Source organism: Pseudomonas resinovorans NBRC 106553 (assembly GCF_000412695.1).
Classification (GTDB): Bacteria; Pseudomonadota; Gammaproteobacteria; order Pseudomonadales; family Pseudomonadaceae; genus Metapseudomonas; species Metapseudomonas resinovorans_A.
Genome location: NC_021499.1, coordinates 5,117,417 through 5,135,466 on the forward strand (window position 1 = coordinate 5,117,417; position 18,050 = coordinate 5,135,466).

21 protein-coding genes and 1 pseudogene are annotated in these 18,050 nt (G+C 65.4%); 7 read left to right on the forward strand and 15 right to left on the reverse strand.

Translation table 11 applies throughout. The annotated features are described in order from the left end of the window. Positions 1–75 precede the first annotated feature (75 nt). Positions 76–1,920, forward strand: coding sequence for a cation:proton antiporter (locus tag PCA10_RS22980; RefSeq protein ID WP_016494485.1), 1,845 nt, complete (start codon positions 76–78; stop codon positions 1,918–1,920). 45 nt (positions 1,921–1,965) lie between these two features. Here PCA10_RS22980 and PCA10_RS22985 read toward each other — a convergent pair whose 3' ends face one another. From PCA10_RS22985 to ffh, 6 genes are all read right to left on the reverse strand, one after another. Continuing rightward, entirely contained in the window at positions 1,966–2,394 is a 429-nt protein-coding gene (locus tag PCA10_RS22985) for an acyl-CoA thioesterase (RefSeq protein WP_016494486.1), read from the reverse strand. Between the two features lie 192 nt (positions 2,395–2,586). Then, on the reverse strand, positions 2,587–2,937 hold the full coding sequence (rplS, locus tag PCA10_RS22990; protein ID WP_016494487.1) for a 50S ribosomal protein L19: 351 nt from the start codon (positions 2,935–2,937) through the stop codon (positions 2,587–2,589). A 44-nt stretch (positions 2,938–2,981) separates the two neighbouring features. Beyond that, positions 2,982–3,734: a tRNA (guanosine(37)-N1)-methyltransferase TrmD gene (trmD, locus tag PCA10_RS22995; RefSeq protein ID WP_016494488.1), complete on the reverse strand. Its 753-nt coding sequence runs from the start codon at positions 3,732–3,734 to the stop codon at positions 2,982–2,984. A 9-nt stretch (positions 3,735–3,743) separates the two neighbouring features. Continuing rightward, a complete protein-coding gene (gene rimM, locus PCA10_RS23000) occupies positions 3,744–4,280 on the reverse strand; it encodes a ribosome maturation factor RimM (RefSeq protein ID WP_016494489.1) in 537 nt (178 codons plus the stop codon). Positions 4,281–4,288: 8 nt separating this feature from the next. Further along, complete coding sequence (gene rpsP / locus PCA10_RS23005) at positions 4,289–4,540, reverse strand: 30S ribosomal protein S16 (protein ID WP_016494490.1); 252 nt, start codon at positions 4,538–4,540, stop codon at positions 4,289–4,291. A 124-nt stretch (positions 4,541–4,664) separates the two neighbouring features. After that, positions 4,665–6,038, reverse strand: coding sequence for a signal recognition particle protein (ffh, locus tag PCA10_RS23010; RefSeq protein WP_016494491.1), 1,374 nt, complete (start codon positions 6,036–6,038; stop codon positions 4,665–4,667). A gap of 156 nt (positions 6,039–6,194) precedes the next feature. On the opposite strand from ffh, the gene PCA10_RS23015 reads away from it, so the two are divergent. The 3 genes and pseudogenes from PCA10_RS23015 (at position 6,195) to PCA10_RS23025 (ending at position 9,388) form a co-directional block, all read left to right on the forward strand. Next, a complete protein-coding gene (locus tag PCA10_RS23015) occupies positions 6,195–6,995 on the forward strand; it encodes a cytochrome C assembly family protein (RefSeq protein ID WP_016494492.1) in 801 nt (266 codons plus the stop codon). A 7-nt stretch (positions 6,996–7,002) separates the two neighbouring features. Then, positions 7,003–7,827 carry a transporter associated domain-containing protein gene (locus PCA10_RS23020; RefSeq protein WP_016494493.1) on the forward strand — a complete coding sequence of 275 codons (825 nt, stop codon included), beginning with the start codon at positions 7,003–7,005 and terminating at the stop codon, positions 7,825–7,827. A 247-nt stretch (positions 7,828–8,074) separates the two neighbouring features. Continuing rightward, positions 8,075–9,388: pseudogene (locus PCA10_RS23025) on the forward strand (MFS transporter). On the opposite strand, the gene PCA10_RS23030 reads toward PCA10_RS23025, so the two are convergent. The 5 genes from PCA10_RS23030 to PCA10_RS23050 are packed head-to-tail and all read right to left on the reverse strand — an operon-like array spanning position 9,372 to position 12,704. Then, complete coding sequence (locus PCA10_RS23030) at positions 9,372–10,151, reverse strand: SGNH/GDSL hydrolase family protein (protein WP_016494496.1); 780 nt, start codon at positions 10,149–10,151, stop codon at positions 9,372–9,374. The pseudogene PCA10_RS23025 and the gene PCA10_RS23030 overlap by 17 nt on opposite strands. Next, the gene (gene purT, locus PCA10_RS23035; RefSeq protein ID WP_016494497.1) at positions 10,148–11,329 is read right to left on the reverse strand and encodes a formate-dependent phosphoribosylglycinamide formyltransferase; all 1,182 of its coding nucleotides are present in this window, start codon (positions 11,327–11,329) and stop codon (positions 10,148–10,150) included. Before purT ends, PCA10_RS23030 begins: the two co-directional genes overlap by 4 nt. A 17-nt stretch (positions 11,330–11,346) precedes the next feature. Next, positions 11,347–11,556, reverse strand: coding sequence for a DUF1289 domain-containing protein (locus PCA10_RS23040; RefSeq protein ID WP_016494498.1), 210 nt, complete (start codon positions 11,554–11,556; stop codon positions 11,347–11,349). Then, entirely contained in the window at positions 11,556–12,080 is a 525-nt protein-coding gene (locus PCA10_RS23045; RefSeq protein WP_016494499.1) for a gamma carbonic anhydrase family protein, read from the reverse strand. Before PCA10_RS23045 ends, PCA10_RS23040 begins: the two co-directional genes overlap by 1 nt. A gap of 21 nt (positions 12,081–12,101) precedes the next feature. Beyond that, positions 12,102–12,704, reverse strand: a complete 603-nt coding sequence (locus tag PCA10_RS23050) for a CoA pyrophosphatase (protein WP_016494500.1) — start codon at positions 12,702–12,704, stop codon at positions 12,102–12,104. Positions 12,705–12,874: 170 nt separating this feature from the next. Here PCA10_RS23050 and PCA10_RS23055 point away from each other — a divergent pair, with 170 nt between their 5' ends. Then, the gene (locus tag PCA10_RS23055; RefSeq protein ID WP_016494501.1) at positions 12,875–13,429 is read left to right on the forward strand and encodes an NUDIX hydrolase; all 555 of its coding nucleotides are present in this window, start codon (positions 12,875–12,877) and stop codon (positions 13,427–13,429) included. Positions 13,430–13,471: 42 nt separating this feature from the next. Beyond that, the gene (locus PCA10_RS23060; protein WP_016494502.1) at positions 13,472–13,975 is read left to right on the forward strand and encodes a L,D-transpeptidase family protein; all 504 of its coding nucleotides are present in this window, start codon (positions 13,472–13,474) and stop codon (positions 13,973–13,975) included. A 102-nt stretch (positions 13,976–14,077) separates the two neighbouring features. Here PCA10_RS23060 and PCA10_RS23065 read toward each other — a convergent pair whose 3' ends face one another. The 3 genes from PCA10_RS23065 to PCA10_RS23075 all read right to left on the reverse strand — a co-directional run bounded on the left by PCA10_RS23065 (position 14,078) and on the right by PCA10_RS23075 (position 15,375). Further along, positions 14,078–14,437: a PilZ domain-containing protein gene (locus PCA10_RS23065; RefSeq protein ID WP_016494503.1), complete on the reverse strand. Its 360-nt coding sequence runs from the start codon at positions 14,435–14,437 to the stop codon at positions 14,078–14,080. Between the two features lie 60 nt (positions 14,438–14,497). After that, positions 14,498–14,920 (reverse strand): DUF4124 domain-containing protein, encoded by a 423-nt coding sequence (locus PCA10_RS23070; protein ID WP_016494504.1) that lies wholly within the window; start codon positions 14,918–14,920, stop codon positions 14,498–14,500. Positions 14,921–15,003: 83 nt separating this feature from the next. Then, positions 15,004–15,375: a tetratricopeptide repeat protein gene (locus tag PCA10_RS23075; RefSeq protein ID WP_016494505.1), complete on the reverse strand. Its 372-nt coding sequence runs from the start codon at positions 15,373–15,375 to the stop codon at positions 15,004–15,006. A gap of 228 nt (positions 15,376–15,603) precedes the next feature. Between PCA10_RS23075 and pyk the strand changes: the two genes are divergently transcribed. Beyond that, entirely contained in the window at positions 15,604–17,055 is a 1,452-nt protein-coding gene (pyk, locus tag PCA10_RS23080) for a pyruvate kinase (protein WP_016494506.1), read from the forward strand. Between the two features lie 198 nt (positions 17,056–17,253). On the opposite strand, the gene PCA10_RS23085 is transcribed toward pyk, so the two are convergent. Further along, positions 17,254–18,027: an enoyl-CoA hydratase gene (locus PCA10_RS23085; RefSeq protein WP_016494507.1), complete on the reverse strand. Its 774-nt coding sequence runs from the start codon at positions 18,025–18,027 to the stop codon at positions 17,254–17,256. Positions 18,028–18,050: the final 23 nt, after the last annotated feature.

Here is an 18,050-nt window from a genome sequence, read left to right on the forward strand (position 1 = left end):
GGGGTCGGGCCTTGACTGTGCAGCGCACTAGTCTTTCATAGCGCTAAGAGCGTTTCATCCCTGAAAGGAATCCAGATGAGCGAACACCATATCCTGCTCGGCCTGGGCGGCATCGGCGCGGCGGCGTTGTTCTGCCAATGGCTGGCCTGGCGCCTGCGCCTGCCGGCGATCCTCTTCCTGCTGCTGGCGGGCATCATCGCCGGCCCGGCCACCGGCCTGCTGGACCCGCAGGCGCTGTTCGGCCCGCTGCTGTTCCCGCTGATTTCCCTGTCGGTGGCGCTGATCCTGTTCGAGGGCAGCCTGACCCTGCACTTCTCCGAATGGCGCGAGATCGGCCGCGTGGTACAGCGCATGGTGACCATCGGCGCCCTGCTCACCTGGGCGGTGATCACCCTGGCCACCCACTGGCTGCTGGATTTTTCCTGGGACCTGGCACTGCTGTTCGGCACCCTCACGCTGGTCACCGGCCCCACGGTGATAGTGCCCATGCTACGGGTGGTGCGGCCCAAGCCGTCGATCGCCAACATCCTGCGCTGGGAAGGCATCGTCATCGACCCCATCGGTGCGCTGCTGGCGGTGGTGGTGTTCAGCCTGATCGTCAGCCGCGATGGCCAGGGTGGCGGCCTGAGCGCGGGCCTCGCCACCTTCGCCGCGGTGATCGCTTGCGGCGTGGTGCTGGGCGCCATCGGCGGCTGGCTGTTCGGCCAGGTACTGCGCCGTCACTGGCTACCGGAGTACTTGCAGAACCTCGCCGCCCTGGCGGCGGTACTGGGCGTGTTCATCGCCGCCAACCTGCTGGTGAACGAGTCCGGCCTGCTGGCGGTGACGGTCATGGGCATGTGCCTGGCCAACATGCGCGCAGTGGATGTACGGCAGATCCTGCACTTCAAGGAAAACCTCAGCGTGCTGCTGATCTCCGGGCTGTTCATCCTGCTGGCGGCGCGCCTGGACTTCAACGCGCTGCTGGCCATGGGCCCGGCCACCCTGTTGCTGCTGGCGGTGATCCAGTTCGTCGCGCGGCCGCTCTGCGTGGCAGTGAGCACCGCGGGCTCCAGCCTGAGCTGGCGGGAACGCGCGCTGCTGGCCTGGATAGCCCCGCGCGGCATTGTCGCGGCGGCGGTGTCGGCGGTGTTCGCCCTGCGCCTGCACGAGGCCGGCCACGACCGGGCGCATCTGCTGGTGCCGCTGACCTTCCTGGTGATCATAGGCACCGTGGTGCTGCAAAGCGCCACCGCCCGCCCCCTGGCGCGCCTGCTGAAGGTGGCGGAGCCGGCGCCCTCGGGCTTCTTGATCATCGGAGCCAATCCGGTGGCCAGGGAACTGGGCAAGGCCCTGCAGAACCTCGGCAACCGGGTGCTGCTCACCGATTCCAGCTGGGAGAACGTGCGCGCCGCACGCATGGACAACCTGCCCACCTACTTCGGCAACCCCACCTCCCAGCACGCCGAGGCGCACCTGGACCTCGTGGGGCTCGGCCACCTGCTGGCGCTCTCCCCCTCCAGCGAACTCAATGCCCTGGCCTGCATGCACCTGCGCCACGAGTTCGGCCGCCAGCGCCGCTTCACCCTCCCCGCCGGCCACGAAAGCCGGCGCAGCGACAAGCACCGTGCCAGCGACACCGTGCGCGGCCGCCCCCTGGGCGGTGCGCCGCTGAGTTACCCACAGTTCGCCAGCTACCTGGCCAAGGGGGCCGATGTGCGTACCACCACCCTGACCGCGGCCTTCGGCTGGGAGGAATACCAGGCGCTGCACGGCAACCGCGCCACCCTGCTGCTGGCACGCGACCCGCGCGGCTGGGTGCACGTGGCTACCCAACCGCTGGACTTCACGCCGGAAAAGGACTGGACCCTGGTATCGCTGATCGAGGCCGAAGCGCCGCTCGCCGCTTCCGCTGACCAGGCCCTGGCGCACTCGCACTGAGAAACGCCTGAAACGAACAAGGCACCCGCTGGGTGCCTTGTGCATTCAGGCCGCGCTGACCACATCGGGGAAGGCCGCCAGTACCTGCACCGGGCGCTTCTCCTCGTCTATGGCGACGAAGCTGAACAGGCCGCTGATGGCCCGCTCGCGACTCGCGCTGTACATGTCCTCGACGAACACCTCCACCTCGACCTTGAGGCTGGTGTTGCCCACCTTCACCACGCGGCCCACCAGTTCGACGATGGAGCCTGCCGGGATCGGGTGCTTGAAGTCGATGCGATCGCTGGAGACGGTCACCAGCGGCAGGCGGCAGAAGCGCGTGGCGGTGATGAAGGACACCTCGTCCATCCAGGCCAGGGCGGTGCCGCCGAACAGGGTGTTGTGATGGTTGGTGCTGGGCGGGAATACCGCCTTGGTCACCCGGCTCTCGGACAATGCGGTCCGGCGGGCGATCTCTTGCTCTCTCGGGGTCATGCCACTACTACCTGAATCGAATACCTGTGGCTGCCACTCGTGCGGCGACTCTTGTACTTGTTCTGCGCTGCCGGATAGGCAGGAATGCTTCCGTCCGGGGCGGCCGGCGGGGCGCGGATTATCCCCCGCAGCCGGGCAACAAAAAACCCGCCGAGGCGAACCTGGGCGGGTTTTTCTGGAAAGCCGGGTCGATTAGACCAGCTTCTCCTTGATACGAGCTGCCTTGCCGGACAGTTCGCGGAGGTAGTACAGCTTGGCCTTGCGCACGTCGCCGCGACGTTTGACGCTCAGGCTGTCAACCAGCGGGGAGTAGGTCTGGAAGGTACGCTCAACGCCAACGCCGTTGGAGATCTTGCGTACGGTGAAGGCGCTGTTCAGGCCGCGGTTACGCTTGGCGATGACCACACCTTCGAAGGCCTGCAGACGAGCACGGTCGCCTTCCTTCACTTTTACTTGAACGATTACGGTGTCGCCGGGGGCGAAAGCCGGAATCTCTTTGGACATTTGTTCAGCTTCGATCTGCTGAATGATCTTGTTGGTCATCGCTATGCTCCTAAGACAGGCCTTCTGGGCGTGCCATCGATACGTTAACTATCGTTCCGCTGGCGGATGTATTCCTCCAGCAGCTTTTTCTCTTCTCCAGAAAGCGAGCGGCAATCCAGAAGATCGACCCGACGTTCCCAGGTGCGCCCAAGCGCCTGCTGCAAACGCCATCGCCGGATGTGTTCGTGGTTGCCGCTGAGCAGCACCTCGGGAACACGCTTGCCTGCATACAACTCCGGTCGGGTGTAATGCGGGCAATCGAGCAGGCCATCCGTAAAGGAGTCCTCCTCGGCGGAGTCCGCGTGGCCCAACGCTCCGGGCAGCAACCGCGTCACCGCATCGATCAGCACCATGGCCGGCAGCTCACCGCCGGACAGGACGTAGTCGCCAATCGACCATTCCTCATCGACGTGCTCCTCAATGAAGCGTTCGTCGATGCCTTCGTAGCGCCCGGCGATGAGGATCAATGCCTCCTCGTTCGCCAGCTCGCGCACGGCCGCCTGCTTCAGCTGGCGCCCCTGCGGCGAGAGGTAGATCACCTTCGCCTTGCCCTCTGTCGCTGCCTTGGCTGCCGCCAGGGCCCGTTCCAGGGGCTGGATCTTCATCACCATTCCAGGGCCACCACCGAAGGGACGGTCGTCCACCGTTTGGTGGCGGTCCTCGGTGAAGCTCCGCGGATTCCAGCAGTTGAGCTTGAGCAGCCCCTGCTTCACCGCACGACTGGTGATGCCGTACTGGCTGATGGCGGCGAACATCTCGGGAAAGATGCTGATGACTTCGACCTGCATGTTCTTCATGTCAGGGCCTCAGAAATCGGCGTCCCATTCCACCCGCATCTCGCCGGCTTCAAGGTCGATCGCTTGTACGCACTGCTCCGTGTAGGGCAACAGGCGTTCACGCTCGTCCAGGCTGCCAGCGCAGGGCTTGACCACCATCACATCGTTGGCGCCGGTCTCCAGGAGGTGATCGATGCGGCCGAGCAGTTGCCCGTCCTGGTTGATCACATTGAGACCTTCCAACTGGTGCCAGTAGAACTCGTCTTCGTCGAGATCCGGCAGTTCGCTGCGGGGAACGCAGATATCGAATCCTGCGTAGGTACGGGCGACTTCGCGGTCGACCAACCCTTTCAGCTTCACCACCAGGACCTTGCCGTGCACACGTCCACTGGCGACTTCAACCTGCTTCACCTCGTTGTCACGCTTGAGCGTCCAACGGGTGTAATCGAGCACGTTATCCAGCGGATCGGTGAAGGAATACACCTTCACCTCGCCACGTACGCCATGCACCGAGAAAATCTTGCCGAGAACGATGAGTTCGTCGGCGGGGGCCGGCGTCGTGCTCATAAGAAGGCTTAGGCTGCAGCCTTGGCAGCTTCCTTCAGCAGCTGAGCAACGCGCTCAGACGGCTGGGCACCCTGGCTCAGCCAGTAGGTAGCGCGTTCCTGGTTTACGGAGAGCTTGACTTCAGCACCCTGAGCAACCGGGTTGAAGAAACCGATGCGCTCTACGAAGCGACCGTCGCGCGCGTTGCGGCTGTTGGTCACGGTCAGGTGGTAGAAGGGGCGCTTCTTGGAGCCGCCACGGGCAAGACGGATGGTTACCATTGAACTTCGTTCCTATAGTCAGTGCTTTTCAAGCATGGGCCATGGGCCCGAAAGGCCGCATATTCTAAAGATTATCCGGCCGATTGCAAATCTCTTTTACTGGCCACCGGTCGGTGGCCAGCGTTTACATCTTCGGCATGCCGCCGGGGAACATGCTCCCCATGCCGCGCATCATCTTGGCCATGCCGCCTTTGGCGGTGACCTTCTTCATCATCTTCTGCATCTGTTTGTGCTGCTTGATGAGGCGGCCGACGTCCTGCACCTGGGTGCCGGAGCCGAGGGCGATACGGCGCTTGCGCGAGCCGCTGATGACTTCGGGGTCGCGACGTTCGGCAGGGGTCATGGAGTTGATGATCGCCTCCATCTGCTTGAACTGCTTCTCCGCGGCGCCCTGGGCGTTGCCCATCTGCGCCAGGTTGACGCCACCGAGCATCGGCAGCTTGTCCATGAGGCCGCCGAGGCCGCCCATGTTCTTCATCTGCTGCAGCTGGTCGCGGAAGTCTTCGAGGTCGAAGCCTTTGCCTTTCTTGATCTTCTTCGCGAGCTTCTCGGCCTTCTCGCGATCCATGGTCTGCTCGGCCTGCTCGATCAGGCTGAGCACGTCGCCCATGCCGAGAATGCGCGAGGCCACGCGGTCCGGGTGGAAGGGGTCGAGGGCTTCGGTCTTCTCGCCCATGCCGAGGAACTTGATCGGCTTCCCGGTGATGGCGCGCACCGACAGGGCGGCACCGCCACGGGCGTCGCCGTCGACCTTGGTCAGCACCACGCCGGTCAGCGGCAGGGCGTCATTGAAGGCCTTGGCGGTGTTGGCGGCGTCCTGGCCGGTCATGGCGTCGACCACGAACAGGGTTTCCACCGGCTTGATGACGGCGTGGACCTGCTTGATCTCGTCCATCATCTCGGCATCGACGTGCAGGCGACCGGCGGTGTCGACGATCACCACGTCGATGAACTTGAGCTTGGCCTCGCGAATCGCCGCCTGGGCGATATCCACTGGCTTCTGGCTGTTGTCGGAGGGGAAGAAGGTGACGTCGATGTCGTTCGCCAGGGTTTCCAGCTGCTTGATCGCCGCCGGGCGGTAGACGTCCGCGGACACCACCAGCACGGTCTTCTTCTTGCGCTCCTTGAGGAAGCGCGCCAGCTTGCCCACGGTGGTGGTCTTGCCCGCGCCCTGCAGGCCGGCCATCAGGATCACCGCCGGCGGGGCGGCGTTCAGCGCCAGGTCCTCGTTGGCGGCGCCCATCAGCTCCACCAGTTCGGCCTGGACGATCTTCACGAAGGCCTGGCCGGGGGTCAGGCTCTTGGAAACCTCGGTACCGACCGCACGTTCCTTGATCTTGTTGACGAAGTCCTTCACCACCGGCAGGGCGACGTCGGCCTCGAGCAGGGCCATGCGCACTTCGCGCAGGGTGTCCTTGATATTGTCCTCGGTCAGCTTGGCCTTGCCGGTGACATGGCGCAGCGTCTGTGAGAGGCGGTCGGTAAGGTTTTCAAACATGCGCGTTCCTTTCGGGCTTTCGTGAGCCCCGGCTGAGCTTGCGGCAGGCGGCGGAGTATAACGAACTGTAGGCGCCGCCGACACCGCCAGCGGTCTTTCACCGGCAGGGCTTGTATGCCAAACTCACTGCCTTTCGGGCTTGCCTTACAAGGACTTATGCACCCTCTGTTGCCCAGCCTCCTGGCTGCATTCCTCTACGCGGGCACCACTGGCTACCAGGGCCTTCGCCTTGGCCAGCGCATCACGCCGGACAAGCGCCTGCTGATCCTCGGCGGCGGCCTGGCCCTGCTCGCCCATTGCACCGCACTCCTGTTCCAGCTGGTGACCCCTGCGGGGCTTTACCTGGACTTCTTCAATGCGGCCAGCCTGATCGCCGCCGCGGTGATCCTGCTGACCATCGTGGCCATCGCACGGATCCCCATCGAGAACCTGCTGCTCCTGCTGATGCCCCTCGGCGCCCTGACGGTGCTGGCGGCGGCCCTGGTACCGGGCGGCACGTCCCAGGCCATCAACGAGGGGCCGGGCATCCTCGCCCATATCCTGCTGTCGATCCTGGCCTACGGCCTGCTGACCATGGCGGTGTTCCAGGCCCTGCTGCTGCTGCTGCAGGACCACCAGCTCAAGCACAAGCATCCCTCCGGGCTGATCAAGAACTTCCCCGCCCTGCAGACCATGGAAAGCCTGCTGTTCGGCTTCCTCTGGGCCGGCTGGTGCCTGCTGTCGCTGTCGCTGATCTCCGGCTGGGTATTCGTCGACAACCTGTTCGCCCAGCACCTGGCGCACAAGACCATTCTTTCCTGTATCGCCTGGATAGTGTTCAGCGTGCTGCTCTGGGGCCGTCATCAACTCGGCTGGCGCGGGCACAAGGCGATCCGCTGGACCCTGGCGGGCTTCTGCCTGCTGATGCTGGCCTACTTCGGCAGCAAGCTGGTCCGCGAATTCATCCTTCACGTCTGACCACCCCATGCACGGATTGCTCGCCGGCCTTCTCCTCGGAATCACCCTCTCCCTGGTAGCCGGCGCGCTGGTAGCCTGGCTGGCGAGCCGACGCCGCCACGGCGTCGAGATCCAGCCGCAATCCCGCCTCCCGGTCGCGGTGTCCGATGCCCTGCAACGGGTCACCATCAGCGCCATCATGATTCCCCGCAGCGAGATCCAGGGCATCGACCTGGCCACCTCGCCCGAGGAGCTCCTCGCCCAGCTGCACAACGCCACCCACACGCGCCTGCCGCTGTACCGCGAGGACATCAACCAGATCGAAGGCATCCTGCACCTGCGCCAGCTGCCGCGCCTGCTGGCCGAGGGCCCGCCCAGGGCCGAGGCGCTGCTGGCGGTGAGCCGGGAAACCTACTTCGTGCCGGAAAGCACGCCACTGCTGACCCAGCTGGTCAATTTCCAGAAGCAGCAACGCCGCCTCGGCATAGTGGTGGACGAATACGGCGATGTGGTCGGCCTGGTCAGCCTGGAGGACATCTTCCAGGAGCTGGTGGGCGAGTTCGGCAGCCTGGAAGACTTCGCCCCCAATCCCGGTATCCAGCCCCGCGAAGACGGTTGCTATGAGCTGGACGGCGCGTTGCACCTGCGCGAACTGAACCGCGTGCTCGGCTGGCACCTGCCCTGCGACGGCCCGAAGACGCTCAACGGCCTGATCACCGAAGCCCTGGAGCAGATTCCCGACTGCAGCGTCTGCCTCAAGGTCGGCCCCTACCGCCTGGAAATCCTCCAGTCCGGCGAAAACCGCGTGCAACGGGTGCTCGCCTGGCGCGCCGGACTTACACCAAAGGCCTAGTGGCCGCGCACCAGACGCCTCCCTATAATCGGTCGAGGCCTACCCCGCCCTCCCCGGCCCAGTCGCCACCCGCGACGCCGCGCCAACCGCCGCCCTGCGCGGCTCCCTGAGAAGCACCTGCAGCGGCCACCCGCCCGCAGCCCCTGATGCCGGCCACCCTCCGCATCATCCCCGCCCCTCAGCAGCCAACGACCATCGACCTTCCCGCAGGAAGCGACCCCGATCCACGCCAAGGGATAACCACCCCATGTCCAGCGCCGCCCTGAGCGACACACCGGCCACCACGCCGGCCAATTCCCCGACCCGCGTGGCCACCGCCAGCTTCATCGGCACCGCCATCGAGTTCTACGATTTCTATGTCTACGCCACCGCCGCCGCGCTGGTGATAGGCCCGGTGTTCTTCCCGCAGACATCCAGCACCGCGCAGATGCTCTCGGCCTTCCTCACCTTCGGTATCGCCTTCCTCGCCCGGCCGCTGGGCTCGGCGCTGTTCGGCCATTACGGCGACCGCATCGGGCGCAAATCCACCCTGGTGGCGTCGCTGCTGCTGATGGGGGTGTCCACCACCCTGATCGGCCTGCTGCCCGGCTACGCGAGCATCGGCGCCTGGGCGCCCATCCTGCTCTGCGTGCTGCGCTTCGGCTAGGGCCTGGGGCTGGGTGGCGAATGGGGCGGCGCGGCTCTGCTCGCCACCGAGAACGCCCCTCCCGGCAAACGCGCCTGGTACGGCATGTTCCCCCAACTCGGCCCGTCCATCGGCTTCCTCGCCGCCAACGGCCTGTTCCTCGCCCTGGCCATGCTGCTGGACGACGAACAGTTCCGCAGCTGGGGCTGGCGCATTCCCTTCCTGCTCAGCGCGGCACTGGTGCTGGTCGGCCTCTACGTACGCCTGAAACTGGAAGAAACCCCGGTCTTCGCCCAAGCCATGGCACGCCAGGAGAAAGTCCGCGTGCCGCTGCTGGAGACCTTCTCCGGCCACTGGAAACCCGTGCTGCTCGGCGCCATGGCCATGGTGGTGTGCTACGCGCTGTTCTACATCTCGACGGTGTTCTCCCTGAGCTACGGGGTGGCCACCCTGGGCTACAGCCGTGAGACCTTCCTCGCCCTGCTCTGCTTCGCCGTACTCTTCATGGCCCTGGCCACGCCGATCTCGGCCTGGCTCAGCGATCGCCTGGGGCGCAAGCCGGTGCTGATCGGCGGCGCCATCCTGGCGATCCTCTCCGGGTTCACCATGGAGCCGCTGCTGACCCAGGGCTCGGTCTTTGATGTGGCGCTGTTCCTCTGCCTCTCGCTGTTCCTCATGGGTGTGACCTTCGCCCCCATGGGCGCCCTGCTGCCGGAGCTGTTCCCCACGCGGGTGCGCTACACCGGCGCGTCGGCGGCCTACAACCTGGGGGGCATAGTCGGCGCCTCGGCGGCGCCCTTCTTCGCCCAGAAGCTGGTGACCATGGGCGGTTTGAGCTGGGTCGGCGGCTATGTGTCGGTGGCGGCGGCGATCAGCCTGCTGGCGGTGCTCTGCCTGAAGGAAACCCGCGACAGCGACCTCAACCTGACGCGCTGAGGCCTTGTGCCAGCTCCTCCGCCTCGCCAGGCGGCGGAGCTGGAGCGGTGAAACACTCGGCCAGCGACTCGCCCCAGGTGCGATAGCCCAGGGTCGACGGGTGATAGCCATCCAGCGCGAGGAACTCCGGACGCATTTCGAGGCGGGTGTCGAAGGCCTCCAGGCCTTCTCGCTCGGCCAGCTCGCGCAGCTGGCGGTCCAGCAGGCGCGCACGCCAACCCAGCAGCTGGCGCAGCAGCCAGGGCAAGGCACTGAAGTGTTCCAGCGGTGGTACGCCAGCAAGGGTCACCCGCGCGCCACGCCCGACGAACGGCCGGGCCAGCCCCTGGAGCGACGCCTGCCAGCGCTGGTCGGAACTGAAATGCGTGGTGTCGTTGACGCCGAAAACCAGCAGCACCAGGTCGGCGGGCTCATCCGCCACTTGCGGCAACAGGCGCTCCAGGGCTTCGCCGGCGGTGATGCCGTTCTCGCCACAGGCCCGCCAGGCCACCGGACGCCCCAGGCGAGCGGCCAGCGCTCGGGCCATTTGGCCGGCCAGGGCGAAGTCCAGGCAGGAAGCGCCGACGCCAGCCACGGTGGACTCACCGATCAGCAGCAGACGCAGGGGCTCGCCATTGAGTTCGCCACCGGCAAGGCCGCGCTCCGGCCCGGCGGCGGGCGCCAGGCGCAAGGCGGTACGCCGGGTATGCACGGCCATGGGCAACGCCAGGGGCAGCAGCGGCAACGCCGCCGCCCACCAGCACAGCCCGGCCAGGCGGGTCACAGCTTGACGTCGACCGCCTGGGCGGAACGGGTTGCCTTGGCCCGCGCCAGGTCGGTGGATTCGTCCCGCGCAAGGGCCACCCCCATGCGCCGCTGGCCATCCACTTCCGGCTTGCCGAACAGCCGCAGCGCGGTGTCCGGCTCGGCCAGGGCGGCGCCCAGGTTGCCGAAGCTGACCTGGCGGGATGTGCCTTCCACGAGGATAACCGCGGAAGCCGAGGGCCCCTGCTGACGGATTGCCGGGATCGGCAGGCCGAGGATGGCCCGCGCGTGCAGGGCGAACTCGGAGAGGTCCTGGGAGATCAGGGTCACGAGGCCGGTGTCGTGGGGACGCGGCGACACTTCGCTGAACCACACCTGGTCGCCCTTGATGAACAGCTCGACGCCGAACAGGCCGCGGCCACCCAGGGCCACGGTCACCGCCTGGGCGATGCGCTCGGATTCGGCCAGGGCCTTCGGGCTCATGGCCTGGGGCTGCCAGGACTCGTGGTAGTCGCCCTTCACCTGGCGGTGGCCGATGGGCTCGCAGAAGCTGGTGCCGTCGATATGGCGCACGGTGAGCAGGGTGATCTCGTAGTCGAAGTCGATGAAGCCTTCGACAATTACCCGGCCCTTGCCGGCACGGCCGCCTTCCTGGGCATAGTCCCAGGCGGTCTTGAGGTCGGCGTCCGATTTCAGCACCGACTGGCCCTTGCCGGAGGAGCTCATGATCGGCTTGACCACGCAGGGGTAGCCGACGCTGGCCACCGCGGCGCTGTAGTCCTCGAAATTGTCGGCGAAGTGATAGGGCGAGGTGGGCAGCCCCAGCTCCTCGGCCGCCAGGCGGCGGATGCCTTCGCGGTTCATGGTCAGTTGGGCGGCGCGGGCGGTGGGCACCACGGTGAAGCCCTCGGCCTCCAGCTCCACCAGGGTGGCGGTGGCGATGGCCTCGATCTCCGGCACGATGTAGTGCGGTTTCTCCTGCTCGATCACCGCACGCAGGGCGGCGCCGTCGAGCATGCTGATCACGTGGCTGCGATGGGCAACCTGCATGGCCGGGGCGTCGGCATAGCGATCGACGGCGATCACTTCGCAGCCCAGTCGCTGCAGCTCGATCGCCACCTCCTTGCCGAGTTCGCCGGAGCCGCACAGCAGTACACGGGTCGCGCTGGGCGACAAGGGGGTTCCAATACGGGGCATGGTGTTTCCTCGGGGAGTCAGGAAGCCTGGGAGGGGCTGTTCAGGAACAGGCCGCCGGCCTTGGCACGCTCGAAACAGCGGGCCAGGACCTCACGGCGCTCGGCATTGTCCATGCGGCCCCAACGGGTGATTTCGTCGGCGCTGCGCTGGCAGCCGCTGCAGATGTCATGGTCGTCCAGCACGCAGACCTGCACGCAGGGCGAGCGGACGGGGCGTTCGGCGTCCATCAGTCGTCCTGCTCCGCGAGGTCGCGGGCGTAGCGCTGGGCGTTGTGCACGTAGTGGGCGGCGCTGGCCTCGAGCATCTTCTTCTGTTGCTCGGTCAGCTCGCGCACCACCTTGCCGGGGGAGCCCATGACCAGCGAACCGTCGGGGATCTCCTTGCCTTCGGGGATCAGCGCGTTGGCGCCGATGATGCAGTACTTGCCGATCTTGGCGCCGTTGAGCACCACGGCGTTGATGCCGATCAGGCTGAAGTCGCCCACGGAGCAGCCGTGCAGCATGGCGTTATGGCCGATGGTGACGCTGCGGCCGATGCTGAGCGGATAGCCCATGTCGGTGTGCATCACCGTGCCGTCCTGGACGTTGCTGTTCTCGCCGATATGGATCAGCTCGTTGTCGCCGCGCAGCACGGCACCGAACCAGACACTGGCACCGGCGTCCAGGCGTACCTTGCCCACCAGGGTGGCAGTGGGAGCGGTCCAGCTGTCGGGATGGGCTTCGACCTGGGCGGTTCCAAGGCGGTATTTCATCAGGCGCTCCTCGAACGGGGCTTACTTGAGTTGTATGAAGTGCGTGGGCGCGCGGGTCATGTCGATGCCCGCGTCGTAGACCAGGTTGACCAGTTCCACGACCATGATCGCGGTCAGGCCCCAGATCTTGTATTCGCCGTACTGGTAGCTCGGTACGTACCAGCTGCGGCCGAGGTAGTCGATGCGATGGGTCACCTGGCGCGGATCGTCGCGGAAGAACGCCAGGGGCACGCTGAACACCGAGTCGATCTCCCCGTCGTTGGCCTTGTACTGGACGAAGTCCGGGACCAGCCCCACATAAGGAGTGACCCTGATTCCGTGGCGGGAAACCAGCGGGCTGAGCGGCCCGATGACTTCCACCAGGCCCGGGGGCAGGCCGACTTCCTCTTCCGCCTCGCGCAGGGCGGTGCGGACCAGGTCCTGGTCTTCCGGATCGCGGCGACCGCCGGGGAAGGCCACTTCACCACCATGGGTGGAGAGGCCGCTGGCGCGCAGGGTCAGGACCAGTTCGGGCTCGTCGCTGCGGGTGATGGGCACCAGCACCGCCGCTTCGGGGAAGTCGTGATCGGTCTCCAGGGTTCTCGGGGAGTAGCTCTGCACACGACGGAGCAGGTCATCCAGCATGGACGTTCTCGTTGTTTTCGACTGCCGGGCATCATGGCATGAACCTTGGGGCCACCCAAGCCCCGTACCGACAGGTCGCACCCCGCTCGCCCTTGCGCCTCGCGTGGTGGGCCGCTTGCCGTGCGACAGCATGCCGCGCCAAGATGGGCCCCTGACTCCGAGGAGCTTCGATGAAATTCTGCAGCCAGTGCGGTAGCCCCGTCGTCCAGCGCATCCCCGAAGGCGACAATCGCCTGCGCCATGTCTGCGACAGCTGCCATGCCATTCACTATCAGAATCCGCGCATCGTCGCCGGCTGCCTGCCGGTCTGGGGCGAGCAGGTACTGCTCTGTCGCCGGGCCATCGAACCGCGCCGTGGTTACTGGACCCTCCCCGCCGGTTTCATGGAGAACGGCGAGACCATGGCCCAGGCCGCCGCCCGGGAAACCCTGGAAGAAGCCTGCGCGCGGGTACGCGACCTCAGCCTCTATACCCTGTTCGACCTGCCGCACATCAGCCAAGTCTACACCTTCTTCCGCGCAGAGCTGGTGGACCTGGACTTCGCCGCCGGCGATGAGAGCCTGGAAGTACGCCTGTTCCACGAACGGGAGATTCCTTGGTCGGAGCTGGCTTTTCCGACCGTGGGCCGTACCTTAGAATGCTACTTCGCCGACCGTGCCGGGCAGGACTTCCCCGTGCGCAACGAGCCGCTGGCACCCTTGCTGGCCTATTACAAAAAAACCTGAACGCTATTCTGCTTATTTGAACACTCTGGGGATGTCGTACCGATGCGCTGGTTGCTACTTGTACTTTCCATGAGCCTTGCCGCTCTCGCCCAGGCGAGTACCACGCCGACACTGGGCAGCAAGCCCATCGACAAGGTCATGGTGGTGAAATCGGAGCGCAAGCTGCTGCTGATGAATCGGGGGGACATCCTCAAGTCCTACCGCATCTCGCTCGGCAAGCAGCCGGTGGGCCCCAAGCTGCGCGAGGGCGACATGCGCACTCCCGAGGGCTTCTACTGGATCGACTGGCGCAAGACCAGCGACAAGTTCAACCTCGCCCTGCACATCTCCTACCCCAACGCTCGCGATGCCGCCAAGGCCCGGGAAAAGGGCGTCTCCGCCGGTGGCATGATCATGATCCACGGCACCCCGCTGGATGAGGAATACCCCGAGTGGTACTTCCACTCCCTTGACTGGACCGAAGGCTGCATCGCCATGAAGAACTCGGACATGCAGGAGATCTGGAGCCTGGTGAAGGACGGCACCCTGATCGAAATCCGCCCCTGAAGCCATCCCCCACGAAAAAGGCGCCATATGGCGCCTTTTTTATTGGATCTTCGCAAACGATGGAATTTCAGCAAAGAGCCGGTCGCCGTTCGTCAGACAGATTCAGGCCGAGGCGGCCAGAGGGCGAAAGCTGAAATAGAAACGCAGGGCATCGATGAGGTCGGCGTATTCCGACGGCGGGGTCACCAGGGAAAAACCGGAATCATAGTGCCCGGGGGTCACATCCTCGTGGCACCACTGGCAATTGGCATAGAAGTCGATGAAATGCAGCTGGCCGTCCTTGCCCGGAATCTTCAGCCGCATGTCGAAGCGCGCGCCCACCAGTATCGGCAGCTGGCTGATCAGCATCATGCCGTCCATGGACACATTGCCCAGGTAACCCATGGGTTTGTCGGTGATTCGATTGAACACCTTCAGGTAGTACGGCAACTGATGGCGTTCGATTCGGCGCTTGGTAGGCATGATATCAAATCGCTATTAATGTGACGCTAGTATGGACTCGTTGTCGCCAACGACCAACCTTCAATTGCAGGCTCTGGCCAGATCACCGTCCAATTTGCTCCTGAAGGACTCGATCTCTGCATCAGTGTAGTACTGACGCTCGCCACGCTCGTCGAGATGGTAGAAGGGTCCGCTATGAGTCAGTTGGTCGCGCTTCTCCCGCAACTCACCGCATTTCTTCTGCTGCTGTTCCCTCGCCTGGGCGGCTCGGTTGTCTTCGGCTTCCTGCTCCTGTCGCCGCGCGTCGTAGAACTTCGCGGTCCGCGCCTCACGCTCGCGGGTCGCTTCGTCGCGGTCCACTACCTGGGGTTTTACCGTCACCTGCTCGGCGCCTTCCCGTGGCGTCGCGCTGAAATGCACCCGCCCTTCGGCATCGGTCCAGCGGTAGATCTGCGCGTTGGCGACAAGCGGCATCAGCAACAGGCAACAAAACAGGTGGCGCATTCCATGGCTCCTCGAATAGAGGCTCAGCTTAGCCCCCGGCCAATGCAGCTCAAGCGGGCAACGACCGACGGCCGGGTTAGGGGTCAGAGTGGCGCGGCGCTGGTCCTGGTTGCGCTGGCGTCGATCCGGCCGAGCTGCTGCAAGGTCTCCAGGCGCGCCTTCGCGCGGAACGCGTACTCGCTGGTGGGGAAGCGGCTGATGATGAACTGGTAAGTCTGCGCCGCGTCGACGAACAGGCTCTGGCGCTCCAGGCACTGGCCGCGCAGCAGGGAGATTTCCGGCTGCAGGTACTGGCGCGAGCGGCTCCGGCGCTCGGCCTTGGAGAGCTGCAGCATCACGTCCGCGCAATCGCCCCGCTCGTAGGAGCGGTAGGCGTTGTTCAGGTTGCGGTCGAGGGACCAGCGAGTGCAGCCGGCCGTGGCAACCAGCAGCGTGAGGATGATCAGGATGCGCATGGGTATTTCCTCCGTCCATCTGGATATCGGCCGAGTCCGCTACTTCTTCAGACCGCTGGACGACGAACAAGCATAACCTCCGATTGACCTCGCCGGCGCCAGACACAAGCGGTTCCGCCACCGTTTGGCGGGCCACCTGAATCAATTCAGCGGGTAGTGAAAAGTAACCATGACTACAGTGCCCACGCGTAGTAGCCTCGGGCTCTGCTTGAAAAATGGAGTCTTCGCATGCCCTTCCGCCGTACCAAAATCGTCGCCACCCTCGGCCCGGCCAGCAATTCCCCGGAAGTCCTGGAGCAACTGATAGTTGCCGGACTCAACGTCGCCCGCCTGAACTTCTCCCACGGCAGCCCTGAGGAACACAAGGCGCGCGCCCGCCTGGTCCGCGAGCTGGCCGCCAAGCATGGCCGCTTCGTCGCCCTGCTCGGCGACCTGCAAGGTCCGAAGATCCGTATCGCCAAGTTCGCCAACAAGCGCATCGAGCTGAAGGAAGGCGACAGCTTCCGCTTCTCCGTCACCCACCCCCGCGACGCCGGCACCCAGGACGTGGTCGGCATCGACTACCCGGACCTGATCAAGGACTGCGGCGTAGGCGATGAACTGCTGCTGGACGACGGCCGCGTGGTGATGCGTGTCGAAAGCACCAGCGCCGACGAACTGCACTGCCGCGTGCTGATCGGCGGCCCGCTGTCCGACCACAAGGGCATCAACCGTCGCGGCGGCGGCCTGACCGCCCCGGCCCTGACCGCCAAGGACAAGGCCGACATCAAGCTGGCCGCGGAAATGGAGCTGGACTACCTGGCCGTCTCCTTCCCCCGTGACGCCGCCGACATGGAACTGGCCCGCCGCCTGCGCGACGAAGCCGGCAGCAAGGCCTGGCTGGTGGCCAAGATCGAACGCGCCGAAGCCGTGGCCGACGACGACGCCCTGGACGGCCTGATCCGCGCCAGCGACGCGGTGATGGTGGCCCGTGGCGACCTCGGCGTGGAAATCGGCGACGCCGAGCTGGTGGGCATCCAGAAGAAGATCATCCTGCACGCCCGCCGCTACAACAAAGCCGTGATCACCGCGACCCAGATGATGGAGTCCATGATCCACAGCCCGATGCCGACCCGCGCGGAAGTGTCGGACGTAGCCAACGCCGTGCTCGACTACACCGACGCCGTGATGCTCTCGGCCGAAAGCGCCGCCGGCGAATACCCGCTGGAAGCGGTACAGGCCATGGCGCGCATCTGCCAGGGCGCCGAGAAGCACCCGGACACCCGCCGCTCCAGCCACCGTATCGGCAAGACCTTCGAGCGCTGCGACGAAAGCATCGCCCTGGCCTCCATGTACGCGGCCAACCACTTCCCCGGCATCAAGGCGATCATCTGCCTGACCGAGAGCGGCTACACCCCGCTGATCATGTCGCGCATCCGTTCCTCGGTGCCGATCTACGCCTACTCGCCCCACCGCGAAACCCAGGCCCGCGTGGCACTGTTCCGTGGCGTGGAAACCATCCCCTTCGACGCAGCCGCGCTGCCGCCGGAGAAGGTCAGCCAGATGGCCGTGGACGAGTTGCTGCAACGTGGCGTGGTGACCAAGGGTGACTGGGTGATCCTGACCAAGGGTGACAGCTACACCACCCAGGGCGGCACCAACACCATGAAGATCCTCCACGTGGGCGACCTGCTGGTCTGACCTGGCCTGGAATGAAAAAAGCCGCCCTTCGGGGCGGCTTTTTCATGGGCGGGCACAACCTTGCAGGAGCGAATTCATTCGCGAAACAGGCCGCGTTGCCACCTTGGCGTAGGTTGTGGCTGAGCGACGCGAAGCCCAACAGGCGAACCACGGCCAGACGACGTTGGGCTTCGCTGCGCTCAAACCAACCTACGGCAATTAGACAAATCTGGAGAAATCCGGTTTGCGCCGCTGGGTGAAGGCCGACAGTGCTTCCAGCGCTTCCGGCGACCGCAGTCGCTGGGTGAACAGCTCGCCCTCCTCCATGATCGCCTTGCGCAGTGCCTCGCGATCCGGCGCCTGCATCAGGCGCTTGCTCACTTCCAGCGCCGAGGGTGCCAGATCGAGGAAGCGCAGTGCGGCCTCGCGGGCACGGGCGAAGGTGGCGGCGCCGTTCTCCAGGGAGGCGTTGGCGATGCCCCAGCTGGCCGCCTGCTCACCGCTGAAACCTTCGCCCAGCAGCAGCAGTTCAGCCGCTTTGGCATGGCCCAGCAGGCGCGGCAGGATCAGGCTGGAACCGAATTCTGGACACAGGCCGAGGTTGACGAAGGGCATCTTCAGCTTGGCGTCGCTGCTTACATAGACCAGGTCGCAGTGCAGCAGCAGGGTCGTGCCGATGCCCACCGCCGGGCCGCTAACGGCGGCCACCACGGGTTTGGGGAAGTCGAACAGCGCGCGCATGAACCTGAACACCGGGCTGTCCATCCCGCTCGGCGGCTCCTGGAGGAAATCGACGATGTCGTTGCCGCTGGTGAAGCAGGTCTCGTTGCCGGTGATCAGCACCGCGCGGACGCTGGCATCTTCCCGGGCCCCTTCCAATACCTCGGCCATGCCGCTGTACATTTCGCGGGTCAGGGCGTTCATCTTGTCCGGACGGTTCATGCGCAGCGTCAGCAGGCCCTGCTCGCGCTCGACCTGAATGTGATCGCTCATGGGGAATCCTCGAGTGGAATGTG